This window comes from Bacillus sp. RO2, from assembly GCF_012911845.1.
GTDB lineage: Bacteria > Bacillota > Bacilli > Bacillales > Bacillaceae_I > Sutcliffiella_A.
Genome location: NZ_JAAXCU010000048.1, coordinates 16491 through 32609 on the forward strand (window position 1 = coordinate 16491; position 16119 = coordinate 32609).

Here is a 16119-nt window from a genome sequence, read left to right on the forward strand (position 1 = left end):
ATAGCAAGAGGAGGTGTAATGATGGATTATATGCCAATTATTATCTCCGCTTTGCTTGCCCTAATCGTCGGTGTAGTTGTTGGCTTTTATGTTCGTAAATCCATTGCAGAACAGAAGATTGCTGGCGCAAGAAGTGTCGCGGATCAAATTGTGGAAGATTCCAGACGCGAAGCTGAATCGCTTAAGAAAGAAGCACTTTTGGAAGCGAAGGACGATATTCACAAACTTCGAACTGAAGCTGAACGTGATATTCGAGACCGTAGAAGCGAACTGCAAAAACAAGAAAATCGTTTAATGCAAAAAGAAGAGAATCTGGATCGAAAAGATGAATCGCTTGATAAGCGAGAAGTAGCATTAGAAAGGCGTGAAGATTCTTTAAACGATAGACAACAGCATATTGAAGAATTAGAAAGCAAAGTGGATGATATAGTGCGTAAACAGCAAGAAGAGCTAGAACGCATTTCAGCATTAACACGCGAAGAAGCCAAACATATCATTTTGGATCGTGTTGAGAACGAATTATCCCACGACATTGCTCTTATGGTCAAAGAAAGCGAAAACAGAGCAAAAGAAGATGCGGATAAAAAGGCAAGAGAGATTCTTTCTTTAGCCGTTCAACGTTGTGCCGCCGACCATGTGGCTGAGACAACAGTATCCGTCGTTAACTTACCAAATGATGAAATGAAAGGCCGAATCATTGGTCGTGAAGGACGTAATATTCGTACTCTTGAAACACTTACTGGTATTGATCTTATTATTGATGATACCCCTGAGGCAGTTATTTTATCAGGCTTTGATCCGATCAGACGTGAAACTGCACGCATTGCTTTAGATAAGCTTGTCCAAGACGGACGTATTCACCCTGCGCGTATTGAGGAAATGGTTGAAAAATCAAGACGTGAAGTAGACGAATACATCCGTGAAATGGGAGAACAGACTACATTTGAAGTAGGCGTACATGGATTACATCCTGATTTGATCAAAATTTTGGGTCGCCTGAAGTTCCGTACCAGCTATGGTCAAAATGTTCTGAAGCACTCTATGGAAGTCGCATTCCTATCCGGCCTGATGGCTGCTGAGCTTGGTGAGGATGAAACACTTGCCCGCCGCGCTGGATTGCTACATGATATCGGAAAAGCTGTCGATCATGAAGTAGAAGGAAGCCATGTGGAAATCGGAGTGGAATTGGCAACGAAGTATAAAGAACATCCAGTTGTCATTAACAGTATCGCATCCCACCATGGTGATACAGAACCAACTTCCATCATTGCAGTCTTGGTTGCTGCAGCAGATGCATTATCTGCGGCGAGACCAGGAGCTCGTAGTGAGACGTTGGAAAACTATATCCGCAGACTTGAAAAGTTGGAAGAGATCTCCGAAAGCTATGAAGGTGTCGAAAAGTCCTTTGCGATTCAAGCGGGACGTGAGGTTCGAATCATGGTGAAACCAGATACCATTGACGATCTTGAGGCTCATCGATTGGCTCGGGATATCCGAAAACGCATTGAAGAAGAACTGGATTATCCAGGACATATTAAAGTAACGGTTATTCGTGAAACAAGAGCCGTAGAGTATGCAAAATAAAGTGGTGCTTGCACCGCTTTATTTTTTTTTCTTCTTAACATTTGAATAAAATGACCCGCATGATGACTGCAGATTGGAGTGCGAGGTGTGAGACTCCTTAGGGAGATAGCGATAGGTTGAGAACCCGCAGGGCAGCGAGGAGGTTCAAGCACCGCCCAAAGGATAAGCGAACACCTGGAACGTAAATCTGCAGAAATAAGGTAGTAATTCCGTAAATAAATTGATAAAACGTCGTTCATTTGCATACAGCGCCTACATATGTAAAACTAAAAAGAGAAATTGATTGTTAGAAGGGATTAGTGATTGTGAGAATTTTATTTATTGGAGATGTAGTTGGATCACCAGGTAGAAAAATGATAAACGAATATCTGCCAAAACTAAAAAGTAAATATAGACCGGCTGTAACCATCGTAAATGGAGAAAACGCAGCGGGTGGAAAAGGAATAACCGAAAAAATCTACCAAGGTTTCTTAAAAGCCGGTGCAAATCTTGTCACGCTTGGAAATCATACTTGGGACAACAGAGAGATATTTGAATTTATCGAAGGTGCTAAGCATATGATTAGACCTGCAAATTTTCCAAGTTCTAATCCAGGAAAAGGAATTGCCTATGTTCCTTTTGAAGGAAAGGAACTTGCGGTCATTAATCTACAAGGTCGAACTTTTTTACCACCAATAGATTGCCCTTTTAACAAAGTAGATGAGCTTGTTGAAGAAGCAAAGAAAAGAACACCATTTATCTTTGTAGACTTTCATGCAGAAGCAACTAGTGAGAAGCAAGCAATTGGCTGGTTTCTTGATGGAAGAGTTACAGGTGTGGTAGGAACACATACACATGTGCAAACAAATGATTATCGAATTCTACCAGAGGGCACGGCATATATAACAGATGTAGGTATGACTGGTCCTTATGATGGTATTCTAGGCGTGGAGAAAGAAGCTGTGCTCAAGCGTTTCACAACTGCTCTGCCTGTAAGGTTTGAAGTGACGGAAGGAAGAGCCCAGTTAAACGGGGTTCTAATAGACGTAGATATGAAGACAGGTAAGGCGAAGAAAATTCAACCTCTAATGATTAATGAGGATCATCCTTTCTTTGACTAGGTGAGAAGATAGAATCTTTTGACGATTGCGCAATAGTTGAGGCATATACAGAGCTCTTCTTGAATATAGTAGGAATGAAATTATTAACAATTCATTCATCTATGGGTCTTTCACCATATACTGTAAATGTTAAGGAGGAGCTAGAAATGGAAATATTAAAGGTTTCAGCTAAGTCAAACCCAAATTCTGTAGCAGGGGCTTTAGCAGGGGTTTTAAGAGAGCGTGGGGGTGCCGAAATCCAAGCCATTGGGGCCGGTGCGCTTAATCAGGCAGTAAAGGCGGTTGCCATCGCTCGGGGATTCGTTGCACCAAGTGGAGTGGATTTAATCTGTATACCTGCATTTACAGATATTCTGATTGACGGAGAAGAAAGAACGGCCATCAAGTTGATAGTGGAGCCGAGATAAAAATAATCGTCTACCAAACCTGTTTGCTTGTATTTGCAAACAGGTTTGTTTTATTCTAATTCAATGGTGCAGAATGCATGCTGATTCACTAATGGAGGGGCTGTTCTTGAGGATTTTTGATGCGCACTGTGATGTGCTATGGAGAATGTGGGAAAATAGAGAGATTTCTTTTAAAGATAGTGAAGTGTTGCATGTAACATGGGACGGATTAAAGAAGTCTGCTTCAAAGGTGCAATGTTTTGCCTTGTATGTTCCGGAAAAAGTGAGGCAGGAATCAGCTTTTGATGTAGCCTTGGAAATGATTGATCTCTTTTATGAGGAGATCTTGAACAGATTTCCTAATATGAAACTTGTTACAACCAAAAAGGATATCGCCGAATTGAAAGAAGGACAAATAGGGGCCATTTTGACATTAGAAGGCTGTGATGCAATAGGAACGGATATAGAAAAACTGAGAACATTGTATCGATTGGGAATCTCGTCAGTAGGGTTAACATGGAATCATGCTAATGCAGTTGCAGATGGGATCTTAGAAGAAAGAGGAGCTGGGCTAAGTTCATTTGGCAAACAAGTAGTAAAACTGAATAACGACCATTTTATATGGACAGACGTTTCCCATCTTTCTGTTAAAGGCTTTTGGGATGTAATGGATTTAGGTGATTACGTGATTGCCTCACATTCCAATTGCAAGGATATTTGTCCTAACCCAAGAAATCTATCAGACGAACAAATACAAGCGCTTATTCAAAAGGATGCAGCAATTGGGGTTACCTTTGTTCCTCAATTCTTAACAAGCGATACACAGGCGAGTATTACAGATATACTCCGTCATGTGGAACACTTTTGTACACTAGGGGCAGTAAATCATATAGGATTTGGTTCAGACTTTGACGGAATTGATCAGACTGTAAAGAGCTTAGGGAGAATGGAAGATTATTATCATTTAATAAATAGTTTATTAAAATACTATTCTGAAACAGAAGTAAAAGGTTTTTTGTTTGATAATTTCTTTAAAAGGTTCCCTAAATGAGAGGGGAATTAAGCGGTTTTCAGCCTATGAATTGTACTGTTAAAATATCCAAATTTTTCGAAAGAAATTAATTCAAAGACTTGTATTTTTAAATAATTAGGTCTACAATGAAAGCGTTTAGTACATATTCAGCGGTTTTTTTATGTCTGATTTATATTTAATAGGTAACTTCTAGTTATATAATGGGAATAATGCTACAATAAATATTGTACAAAATTCTGAAAACGAACGTAGTTAAAGGGGTGTAAGGCACATGATCAATCAACTTTCATGGAAAGTTGGAGGGCAACAGGGGGAAGGTATCGAAAGTACTGGTGAGATATTCTCCATTGCATTAAATCGTTTAGGCTATTACTTATATGGTTATCGCCATTTTTCTTCTCGTATTAAAGGTGGACATACGAACAACAAAATTCGTGTGAGTACGACTCAGGTCCGTTCAATTTCTGACGACCTTGATATATTAGTAGCGTTCGACCAAGAAACAATCGACGTAAACTATCATGAGCTCCGCGAAGGTGGAGTGGTAATTGCAGATGCAAAGTTTAAACCAAGCATACCTGAAGATGGGGTAGCTACATTGTATGCTGTACCATTTACCGAGATTGCTACGGAACTTGGAACTTCATTGATGAAGAACATGGTTGCAGTCGGAGCTTCTAGTGCCATCCTTGATTTAGATGCGGAAGCATTCCGTGAAGTGGTACAAGAAATTTTCGGTCGCAAAGGTGAATCCATAGTTGAGAAAAACATGGATGCAATCCGAGCAGGTGTTCAGTTTATTAAAGATCAAGCTGAAAGTGTAGAAACAATGCAGCTTGCAAAAGCAGATGGTAACAAACGACTGTTCATGATTGGAAATGATGCGATTGCATTGGGTGCTGTAGCTGCTGGCTCCCGTTTTATGCCGGCATACCCAATTACTCCAGCATCTGAAATTATGGAATACTTAATTAAAAAGCTTCCAAAATTCGGTGGAACCGTTATTCAAACGGAAGATGAGATTGCTGCTTGTACAATGGCGATTGGCGCAAACTATGCAGGAGTCCGTACATTGACTGCATCAGCAGGCCCTGGACTATCCTTAATGATGGAAGCAATCGGACTTTCCGGTATGACAGAAACACCACTAGTAGTCGTAGACACGCAACGTGGCGGACCAAGTACAGGGTTACCGACTAAAATTGAGCAGTCAGACCTTATGGCGATGATTTATGGTACACATGGTGAAATTCCTAAAGTGGTTATGGCTCCGAGTACAGTACAAGAAGCTTTCTACGATACAATTGAAGCATTTAACATTGCAGAAGAATATCAAGTACCGGTAATTCTTCTGACAGATCTACAATTGTCCCTTGGGAAGCAATCTGTAGAAGCATTAGATTACAAAAACATTGAGATCAGACGAGGAAAGCTGGATATTAACCAGGAGATTCCTGCATCTGACGATAAAGCATATTTCAAACGTTATGAAGTAACAGAAGATGGCGTTTCTCCTCGTGTCCTTCCGGGCATGAAAAACGGTATACATCACGTTACAGGTGTAGAACACGAAGAGACTGGTAAACCTTCTGAGGTTGCTGCGAATCGACAAGCACAAATGGACAAGCGCCTTCGTAAGTTAAATAACCTTAAATTCAACACGCCAGTTCATGTTAATGCAAAACATGAAGAAGCAGATGTACTGCTTGTAGGTTTTAACTCGACTCGCGGGACGATTGAAGAGGCAATGGAAAGATTGGAGAAGGATGGTGTGAAAGCTAACCACGCACAAATCCGCCTTATCCACCCATTCCCGACAGAGGAAATCGCACCACTTGTTAAAGCGGCCAAAAAAGTTATTGTTGTGGAGTACAACGCTACGGGACAACTTGCTAACATCCTGAAAATGAATGTAGGCGAGCATGAAAAAATCCGTAGTCTCTTGAAGTATGATGGGGATCCATTCTTACCGAAAGAAATCCACACAAAATGCAAGGAGTTGTTATAAATGGCAACGTTTAAAGATTTTAGAAATAATGTAAAACCTAACTGGTGCCCTGGTTGTGGAGATTTCTCGGTACAAGCTGCCATTCAACGTGCTGCCGCGAATGTTGGACTAGAACCTGAAAACCTAGCAGTAGTTTCTGGTATCGGTTGTTCCGGACGTATTTCCGGTTATATCAACTCTTACGGATTCCATGGTATCCACGGACGTTCTCTACCTATCGCACAAGGTGTGAAAATGGCGAATAAAGATCTTACAGTTATCGCTTCAGGTGGAGATGGAGATGGATTTGCCATTGGTTTAGGACATACAATTCATGCTATCCGTCGAAATATCGATGTTACATACATCGTAATGGATAATCAGATTTATGGACTAACAAAAGGCCAAACCTCACCGCGTAGTGAAGTAGGATTTAAGACGAAATCCACTCCACAAGGTTCCATTGAATCTTCTCTATCTGTTATGGAAATGGCGCTAACAGCAGGTGCAACATTTGTAGCACAAAGTTTCTCAACAGATTTAAAAGATCTTACTTCCTTGATCGAACAAGGAATCAAGCATAAAGGTTTCTCTTTAATCAACGTGTTCAGCCCATGTGTTACATATAATAAAGTAAACACATATGACTGGTTTAAAGAAAACTTGACGAAATTGGCTGATATTGAAGGTTATGATGCACATAATAAAGTCTCTGCGATGCAGACTTTAATGGAGCATAATGGACTGGTAACAGGATTGATCTATCAGAATAAGGATCAGCAATCCTATCAGGATATGGTTCCAAACTATAGTGCAGAGCCTCTGGCAAAAGCAGACCTTCAGTTAGATGAAGACCAATTCAATGCTTTAGTGAAAGAATTTATGTAACACAAAATCGAAGTCCTGGCTTAGATGCTGGGGCTTTATTTTAGTTAAATATGTAAACGCTTACTTTGCGTTGAAAAAAAGTCTATACTTTTTATCTGACATAATCAGTTGTCCTTCTCCAGTGGACAAATCGGTTTACACAAATCCTTATAGATGATACACTCTTACTAGTATTTATGAATGTTAGTTTTATTTTTATAAGGGAGTGTTCTCTGTGAATGGAAAAATGAAGGCAATTGTGAAGCATCATCGAGGATATGGTGCAGAACTTCAAATGATAGATATACCAAAAATAAAAGATGATGAAGTCTTAATAAAAGTAAAAGCAACATCCATTTGTGGTACGGATGTTCATATTTATACATGGGATGAGTGGTCACAAAGCAGGGTAAACCCTCCTTATGCTTTTGGTCATGAATTTGCCGGAGAAATTGTGGAAGTTGGTAGCAAGGTTAATAATGTACAATTAGGCGACCAAGTTTCCGCTGAGACACACATCGTTTGTTACAAATGTCCACAATGTCTAAAAGGGGACTACCACATTTGTAAAGATACAAAAATTATTGGAGTTGACACACAAGGCTGTTTTGCTGAATATGTCGCTCTTCCTGCGGTAAATGTTTGGAAAAATCCTAACGATATGCCTTATGATGTTGCTTCTGTACAAGAGCCAATGGGAAATGCGGTTCATACAGTACTTGCAGGCGATGTAACTGGAAAATCTGTAGCTGTGATTGGTTGCGGTCCTATCGGGATCATGGCTGTTGGTGTTGCAAAGGCAGCAGGTGCTTCACAAGTTATTGCCATTGACTTGAACGAATATCGTTTAGATCTTGCAACGAAAATGGGTGCTACCACAGTTATTAATGCGAAAGAAACTAACCCGGTAGAAGAAGTGATGAAGTTGACAGAGGGTCATGGTGTGGAAGTAGTTTGTGAAATGTCAGGTCATCCTATCGCTATGAACCAAGGCTTCAAAATGATTACAAATGGTGGAAGAGTATCCATCCTGAGCTTACCTGTCCGTCCGGTAGAGCTCGACATCACAAACGATATTGTTTTCAAAGGGGTTACGGTTCAAGGTATTACAGGAAGAAAAATGTATTCTACATGGCAGCAAGTATCAAGCCTTCTTAAGTCAGGTCAGGTAGATGTGAAACCGATGATTACCCACCACTTCCCGCTTGAGGAGTTCGAAAAAGGCTTTGATTTAATGATTTCCGGTCAATGTGGTAAAGTTGTACTGCATCCTTAATAGAAAACAGGAGGGGTTAACATGAAAGGTTTTGAATACTTACAAGAAGAATTAGATCAAATGAAAGAACAAGGTACATTTCGTAAATTAGTACCGTTAGAGTCCGATCAAGGATCCAAAGTTGTGATCAACGGCAAAGAAGTGATTCAGCTATCTTCCAATAACTATCTAGGATTGACTACCCATCCTCGTTTAGTGAAAGCTGCCCTAGAAGCTACAGAAAAATACGGTGCCGGGACAGGTTCAGTCCGCACCATTGCCGGGACTTTCACCATGCATGAGCAATTAGAAGAAAAACTAGCAAAATTTAAACATACAGAAGCAAGTCTTGTTTTCCAATCCGGATTCACAACAAACCAGGGAGTCCTTTCTGCAATCCTTTCTCCTGAAGATGTTGTAATCTCTGATGCATTAAACCATGCCTCCATTATCGATGGAATCCGCTTAACAAAGGCTGCTCGCAAAGTGTACAAGCATGTTGACATGGAAGATTTAGAGCGTGCATTAAAAGAATCAAGCGAATATCGCAAACGTCTAATCGTAACGGATGGCGTGTTCTCCATGGATGGAAATATTGCCCCGCTTGATAAAATTGTCGAGCTAGCTGAAAAGTATGATGCACTTGTAATGGTAGATGATGCGCATGCTTCAGGTGTACTAGGTGAAAACGGCCGTGGTACCGTCAATCACTTTGGATTGGATGGGCGTGTGCATATCCAAGTTGGTACCTTAAGTAAAGCGGTCGGCGTTCTTGGTGGTTATGTAGCGAGCTCTCGTTCATTAATTGACTATCTAATTCATAAAGGCCGTCCATTCCTTTTCAGTACTTCTCACCCACCAGCAGTAACTGCTGCATGTGATGAAGCAATCCAAGTTTTACTTGAAGAGCCTGAACTTATCGAAAAGTTATGGGACAATGCGAAATTCTTTAAAGATGGACTTGTGAAACTAGGCTTTAATACAGGGGAGAGCCAGACACCGGTTACACCTGTTATCGTAGGGAACGAAGCTCTATCTCATAAATTCTCTGATAAATTGTTAGAATACGGTGTTTTTGCCCAAGGTATCGCATTCCCAACAGTTGCAAAAGGACTTGCGCGTGTAAGAACAATTGTAACTGCTCAACACTCAAAAGAAGAACTTCAAGAAGCCCTAGACATTTTCGAAAAAGCTGGAAAAGAATTAGGGATTATTGCGTAATAACGTAATAATGCAAGTTGCTTTTCAAAATTTGGTGCCAAATGACAGAGTAATACCAATTTAGAGAATTGAAGCGGAAGGCACTCGACTCCGTCGGGAGGTAGCGGTAGACTTGAGACCCCTGAAGCGTTGTGAGGAGGCTCAAGCACCGCCCCGCGGAAAGCGAGTGACTGCAGCTGAAATGAACGGTCAAACTATTCCCGATTAACATCAATTTTAAGAAATAGCAACAGCAAGAGAGACACCTCAAAAGTGTCTCTCTTGTTGTGTATCCAATATGTAGGAGCTTTACTGTCACGAAAATATGTAGATTTATGTAAACTTCTCCATATTTATTGTTTAAGAAGCCATAAAATTATATACTATGTTAATGTGTAGAGTTTTATGCGCTCTACTTTTCTGGAAAGGAGTTATCACAATGAATGAGAAACAAAGAGTGGAAGCAGGACAAGTAGTCACTGGAAATTCTTCGGACAAAAAATCCGAAAAGGATTTCAGCAAATACTTTGAGTCTGTTTATGTACCACCTTCCCTAAAAGATGCAAAAAAACGTGGAAAAGAAGAAGTTGCCTACCAAGACTTTTCTATTTCTGATGAATTTAAAAACCTTGGGGTCGGCAAGAAATTTTATATTCGTACGTATGGTTGTCAGATGAATGAACATGACACGGAAGTAATGGCAGGGATCTTCCTTGCGTTAGGATACGAACCGACCTATACAGTGAATGATGCGGATGTAATCCTTTTAAATACCTGTGCGATCCGGGAAAATGCAGAGAACAAAGTTTTTGGTGAACTAGGACACTTAAAGACTTTGAAAAAATCAAGACCAGGCTTGTTAATTGGTGTCTGCGGCTGTATGTCCCAGGAAGAATCAGTAGTAAATAAAATATTAAAAACGTACCAGCAAGTTGACATGATCTTCGGTACCCATAATATTCACCGACTTCCTAACATTTTAAAAGATGCATATATGTCCAAAGAAATGGTGATAGAAGTTTGGTCCAAAGAAGGGGATGTTATTGAAAACCTTCCAAAGAACCGCAAAGGTGAAATTAAAGCGTGGGTAAACATCATGTACGGCTGTGACAAGTTCTGTACGTACTGTATTGTGCCGTATACAAGAGGAAAAGAGCGCAGCAGACGTCCAGAGGATATTATCCAAGAAGTGCGTCACTTGGCAGCACAAGGTTATAAAGAAATTACCTTGCTTGGGCAGAATGTGAATGCGTACGGCAAAGATTTTGAGGATATGAAGTATGGTCTTGGAGATTTAATGGATGAAATCCGTAAAATTGACATTCCTCGAATCCGTTTCACTACAAGTCACCCAAGAGACTTTGATGATCGTTTGGTGGAAGTGCTTGCAAAAGGTGGCAATCTTCTTGACCATATTCACTTACCAGTTCAATCAGGTAGTTCTGAAGTGTTAAAATTGATGGCACGTAAATATGATAGAGAACGTTACCTTGAGTTAGTAGGTAAAATTAAAAAGGCAATGCCAAATGCATCATTAACGACGGATATCATTGTTGGATTCCCAAATGAAACGGAAGAACAGTTTGAAGAAACAATGTCTCTGTATCGTGAAGTGGAATTTGATACAGCATATACTTTCATCTATTCACCACGTGAAGGTACTCCTGCTGCAAAAATGGTAGATAACGTACCTCTTGAAGTGAAGAAAGATCGCCTTCAACGTCTAAACGCACTGGTGAATGAGATTTCTGCAAAGAAATTAAAAGAGTACGAGGGTAAAGTTGTAGAGGTGTTAGTTGAAGGGGAAAGTAAGAAAAATCCGGATGTCCTTGCAGGATACACAGATAAAAGTAAACTAGTTAACTTTAAAGCGCCAAAATCTGTCATCGGTAAAATGGTCAAAGTAAAAGTCGTCAAAGCTAAAACTTGGACATTGGACGGACAATTGGTGGAAGAAGTAGCAGAAGAAGCACTGGAGGTATAAACAATGGCAAAATATACGAGAGCAGATATAGTAGAAAGAGCAAAAGAATTGGCACAGATGATCGCTGACACGGAAGAAGTAGAATTCTTCAAGCGTGCAGAAGAGCAAATTAACGAAAATCAAAAAATTAAAGAAATGGTTGCAAGTGTGAAAAGCTTGCAAAAACAGGCTGTTAACTTCCAGCATTACGGAAAAACAGAAGCATTAAAGAAAACAGAAGCGAAGTTAGATGCGCTTTTAGCAGAAATGGATGAGATTCCAATTGTACAAGAGTTCAAAACTTCCCAAACAAACGTGAACGACCTTTTACAATTAGTATCTTCCTACATCTCCAAAACAGTAACAGATGAAATCATCGTTGCAACTGGAGGAGATGTCCTTCGCGGAGAAACCGGCTCCTACGTAAAAAACACCACATACGGTGGAGGAAGCTGTTCATAATTTTGACTGAAAAAGCATGGAAGCTTAATTCCATGCTTTTTCTAATGCAAAAAATATATAATACGGTTGATTTCCGTTCCAGGCCTTCGCTTTCCTAGGGGCTGACGTGAGCCTCCTCGGCTACGACTGCGGGGTCTCCACCTGTCCCTTCCTCTCCAATCAACTTGGTGACTTCATTTCATTTTAGTGTATTTAACAACATCTGCCCGAGTTAACTGGACGACCATTGACCTGTGGTTTACTTAATTTTCAGCTGTGGATTGGAGCAAATGGCGGAGACTCCAGCGGGGGAGTAACGGTAGCTTGAGACCCCGCAACGAAGTGAGGAGGCTCAAGCACCGTCCCGCGGAAAGCGAAGCCATTTGCGGAAAGGAACAGCGGAGTAGAACGCTTAATAATCTTTTAGGTGGGTTGATTTTGTAAGCTTTTTTTAGCGTCTGCTGCACCTTGTGATTTTTTCAAAAAATAGGCACATATCCAGATAAGCTTGCATACAATGAACTATACGTTAATGTGTTAGAAATCATTTAGTTATGCAGCAAATTCAATCTAATCACAATTGTCATTTAACCCGCATAGGATGAAATGAAGATTGTAATGAGGAGGGTGTATGCTCGAATGTCTGAATACAGAGAAATTATCACAAGAGCAGTAACCGGCAAAGGTAGAAAATTTACGCAGTCTAAACATACCATTAGTCCCTCGCATCGTCCTACAAGCATTTTAGGATGCTGGGTCATTAACCATACGTATGATGCGAAAAAAGTGGCCGATACCGTGGAAGTAAAAGGGAAATATGATATTAACGTCTGGTATTCACACAGTGATAATACGAAGACGGAAGTAGTGACGGAAACGGTTTCCTACAAAGATGTCGTGAAACTGAGGTATAAAGATGAAAACAGCCTCGGTGATGATCATGAAGTAATTGCGCGTGTCCTACAGCAGCCTAATTGCTTAGAAGCGAGCATCGCTGACAAGGAAGCAAAAGTGGAAGTGCAAGTGGAAAGAGAGTTCTTAACTGAAATTATTGGGGAAACCAAAATTACAGTAGAAGTACATCCAGACACATTGGCGGATGATAATGACTGGGATGTTGAAGAAGATGAGTTCGAGGACTTAAATCCAGACTTTATCGTCGACGGTTACGAAGAGTAGAGGAAACCGGGGAGCAATTTGCTTCCTGGTTTTTTTGTTTATTAGGAAATAGACAATAAAAGCTGGATTTTTTGGTGATTTTGAATGAAAATGCCCTTGTTTTAGTTGTGAATTTTTGGTTCGGTCACATTTTTTCTACCTTTGGACAAAATACCTTGGATTTTTAATAGGTTCGGGCAAAGTAATGGGGAGTTCGGTCAACTTTTAAAGGGGGCTCGGTCATTTCAAATTAAGGTTCGGTCAAATATTGAAAATCTTCGGTCAACTTTCCAAAAACTTCGGTCAAATTCGCGAAATCTTCGGTCAATTTTCAAAAAACTTCGGACATTTAGACTCACTAAACTTTTTATGATAACCAAAATCTTAACCATCACTTGAATTATTATGCCATCCCATTATACCACATCCAATTTACCACCGATTATTTCCACGCATTTCTCAACCACCCCCGATACACCAAAATATGATATAATAAAGCAGCAAAAAACAATAGTTGGGGGATTACGATGGCTTCTTATACGCCGATGATACAGCAATACCTGAGAGTAAAGGCAGACTATCAAGATGCCTTTTTATTTTTTCGCCTTGGCGATTTTTATGAAATGTTTTTTGAAGATGCGACAAAAGCATCTCAAGAACTGGAAATTACATTAACCAGCCGTGACGGTGGGGGAAAAGAACGAATCCCTATGTGTGGGGTACCTTACCATTCGGCTCCTAATTATATTGATCAACTAATTGAAAAAGGCTATAAAGTAGCAATTTGCGAACAAGTGGAAGACCCGAAACAGACAAAAGGGGTTGTGAAAAGAGAAGTAGTTCAACTGGTCACTCCTGGTACTGTTATGGAAACAAAAGGTCTATCTGACAAACAAAATAACTTTTTGACTTCCATTACCAACTTTGAAGATGAGACATTTGGACTCGCGTATGCAGACCTTTCAACAGGGGAATTACATACGACTGTCATAACCGGACCCGTGCAGCAACTTGTGAACGAGGTATATTCCATTGGAGCAAAGGAAATAGTGGTTTCTGAAAAATTCCCACTGGATCTTGTTCAAATGATAAAAGAAAGAATGGTTACCACATGTTCTTATGAGGAAGCAACAGATATCCCAATGGAATTTACCCAAATTGTTAAAAATTTGGAACAAGAGAAGTTGCAAATGTCTGTTGGACGCCTACTCCATTACTTAAAGAGAACACAAAAGCGAAGTCTTGATCATCTTCAACCGGCAAGGTTTTTTGAATTAGATCAATCGATGAAAATTGATCTTTTTTCCAAGCGCAACCTTGAGTTGACGGAAACCATTCGTTCGAAAGGGAAAAAAGGCTCCTTGCTCTGGTTGTTGGATCAAACGGTGACAGCAATGGGTGGTCGCTTGTTAAAGCAATGGGTGGACAGGCCGTTAATTAATTCTACACAGATCAAACAACGCCATGATCTAGTGGAAACGCTCCTTAATGAATATTTTACAAGACAAGAAATACGAGAGTTATTAAAAGAAGTGTATGACCTGGAGAGGCTTGCCGGTAGGGTAGCGTTTGGAAATGTAAACGCAAGAGATCTTGTGCAATTACGTAAGTCTCTTTCTCAGATACCTCTACTTAAGTCAATGGTGGAAAAGCTTCCAATAGATAATACTGTCATACTTGACAACATGGATGAGTGTGAAGAGTTGACATCACTTCTCCATGATAGCTTATTGGAACAGCCTTCCTTGTCAGTTAAAGAAGGAAACATGATGAAGGATGGTTTCCATGAAGAACTGGATAAATACAGAGATGCGAGAAGAAACGGCAAGACTTGGATTGCGGAATTAGAAAAAAGAGAACGAGATTTAACGGGCATTCGTTCTCTTAAAATAGGTTATAATCGTATTTTTGGTTATTATATTGAAATAACAAAAGCGAACATCTCCTCGCTACCTGAGGGCAGGTATGAGAGAAAGCAGACACTCGCTAACGCAGAACGTTATATCACAGAAGAATTAAAAGAAAAAGAGACACTAATTTTAGAAGCAGAAGAAAAGATTGTTGCACTAGAATACGAGCTTTTCTTAAAGTTAAGAGAAGAAGTGAAGGCATATATTCCAAGACTGCAGAAACTTGCGAAAGCAGTCAGTGAAATGGATGTTCTTCAATGCTTTGCAACCATCAGTGAGGATAGATACTACACAAGACCTTCCTTTAACGATGAAAGAAAGGTGTATATCACTGAAGGTCGTCATCCGGTTGTGGAAAAAGTGATGGATGCGAATGAGTATGTGCCAAATGATACGTGGATGGATAAGGAAAATGAGATGCTCCTTATCACAGGTCCGAACATGTCCGGTAAAAGTACGTATATGCGTCAAGTGGCCCTGACAGCGATTCTTGCTCAGATTGGTTGTTTTGTCCCGGCAAAAGAGGCGTCCCTTCCTATTTTCGATCAGATATTTACAAGAATTGGAGCTGCGGACGATTTGATCTCTGGTCAAAGTACTTTTATGGTCGAGATGCTAGAAGCACGTAACGCCATTGTCTATGCTACACAGAACAGCTTGATTCTTTTTGATGAGATTGGCCGGGGAACATCCACATATGATGGAATGGCGCTTGCCCAGGCACTAATAGAATATATCCATGATAAAATCGGGGCAAAAACCTTGTTCTCCACCCATTATCATGAATTGACTTCCTTAGACAAAGAGCTTAAGAAACTTAAGAATATTCATGTCAGCGTCGTAGAGCAAAATGGTAAAGTGGTATTTCTTCATAAAATGAAAGAAGGGCCAGCAGATAAAAGCTATGGAATTCATGTAGCAGAATTAGCAGAACTTCCTAAAGAATTAATAACAAGAGCACAGACCATACTTGAAAAATTAGAAAGTCAACCGAAGAGTGAACATGTCGAAGTGGCTGCAACAAAAGACGGACAGACTGTAGAACAAGATCCACTTACACAACTGTCTTTCTTTACAGAAACGGAAGACAAAAAGCAGATGGACAAACTGTCTAAAAGTGAAAAAACAGCTCTTGAAAAACTCAAAAAATTAGAGTTACTAGAAACGACACCGCTTGAAGCCTTAAATAAACTGCACGAAATACAAAAGTTGTTAAAAGTGAAATCATAAACAGG

Annotated in this window: 12 protein-coding genes; all 12 read left to right on the forward strand. The window is 40.1% G+C overall.

Annotation, left to right across the window (positions count from 1 at the left end):
- Positions 1 to 18 precede the first annotated feature (18 nt).
- The 12 genes from rny to mutS all read left to right on the forward strand — a co-directional run bounded on the left by rny (position 19) and on the right by mutS (position 16114).
- Positions 19 to 1584 (forward strand): ribonuclease Y, encoded by a 1566-nt coding sequence (rny, locus tag HF078_RS15620; protein WP_205831650.1) that lies wholly within the window; start codon positions 19 to 21, stop codon positions 1582 to 1584.
- 305 nt (positions 1585 to 1889) lie between these two features.
- Positions 1890 to 2684: a TIGR00282 family metallophosphoesterase gene (locus tag HF078_RS15625; protein WP_169292190.1), complete on the forward strand. Its 795-nt coding sequence runs from the start codon at positions 1890 to 1892 to the stop codon at positions 2682 to 2684.
- Between the two features lie 146 nt (positions 2685 to 2830).
- Positions 2831 to 3091 (forward strand): stage V sporulation protein SpoVS, encoded by a 261-nt coding sequence (gene spoVS / locus HF078_RS15630; protein ID WP_010193268.1) that lies wholly within the window; start codon positions 2831 to 2833, stop codon positions 3089 to 3091.
- Between the two features lie 106 nt (positions 3092 to 3197).
- Positions 3198 to 4121 carry a dipeptidase gene (locus tag HF078_RS15635; protein WP_169291992.1) on the forward strand — a complete coding sequence of 308 codons (924 nt, stop codon included), beginning with the start codon at positions 3198 to 3200 and terminating at the stop codon, positions 4119 to 4121.
- A 253-nt stretch (positions 4122 to 4374) separates the two neighbouring features.
- Positions 4375 to 6111: a 2-oxoacid:acceptor oxidoreductase subunit alpha gene (locus HF078_RS15640; protein WP_169291993.1), complete on the forward strand. Its 1737-nt coding sequence runs from the start codon at positions 4375 to 4377 to the stop codon at positions 6109 to 6111.
- Positions 6112 to 6978: a 2-oxoacid:ferredoxin oxidoreductase subunit beta gene (locus tag HF078_RS15645; RefSeq protein ID WP_169291994.1), complete on the forward strand. Its 867-nt coding sequence runs from the start codon at positions 6112 to 6114 to the stop codon at positions 6976 to 6978.
- A 214-nt stretch (positions 6979 to 7192) separates the two neighbouring features.
- A complete protein-coding gene (tdh, locus tag HF078_RS15650) occupies positions 7193 to 8233 on the forward strand; it encodes an L-threonine 3-dehydrogenase (RefSeq protein ID WP_346775354.1) in 1041 nt (346 codons plus the stop codon).
- A 21-nt stretch (positions 8234 to 8254) separates the two neighbouring features.
- Positions 8255 to 9433: a glycine C-acetyltransferase gene (locus HF078_RS15655; protein WP_169291995.1), complete on the forward strand. Its 1179-nt coding sequence runs from the start codon at positions 8255 to 8257 to the stop codon at positions 9431 to 9433.
- Positions 9434 to 9851: 418 nt separating this feature from the next.
- The gene (gene miaB, locus HF078_RS15660; protein WP_169291996.1) at positions 9852 to 11396 is read left to right on the forward strand and encodes a tRNA (N6-isopentenyl adenosine(37)-C2)-methylthiotransferase MiaB; all 1545 of its coding nucleotides are present in this window, start codon (positions 9852 to 9854) and stop codon (positions 11394 to 11396) included.
- A gap of 3 nt (positions 11397 to 11399) precedes the next feature.
- Positions 11400 to 11837 carry a YlbF/YmcA family competence regulator gene (locus HF078_RS15665; protein WP_168862718.1) on the forward strand — a complete coding sequence of 146 codons (438 nt, stop codon included), beginning with the start codon at positions 11400 to 11402 and terminating at the stop codon, positions 11835 to 11837.
- 618 nt (positions 11838 to 12455) lie between these two features.
- Positions 12456 to 12995: an outer spore coat protein CotE gene (locus HF078_RS15670; RefSeq protein WP_169291997.1), complete on the forward strand. Its 540-nt coding sequence runs from the start codon at positions 12456 to 12458 to the stop codon at positions 12993 to 12995.
- 506 nt (positions 12996 to 13501) lie between these two features.
- Complete coding sequence (mutS, locus tag HF078_RS15675) at positions 13502 to 16114, forward strand: DNA mismatch repair protein MutS (protein ID WP_169291998.1); 2613 nt, start codon at positions 13502 to 13504, stop codon at positions 16112 to 16114.
- The last annotated feature ends 5 nt before the right edge of the window (positions 16115 to 16119 follow it).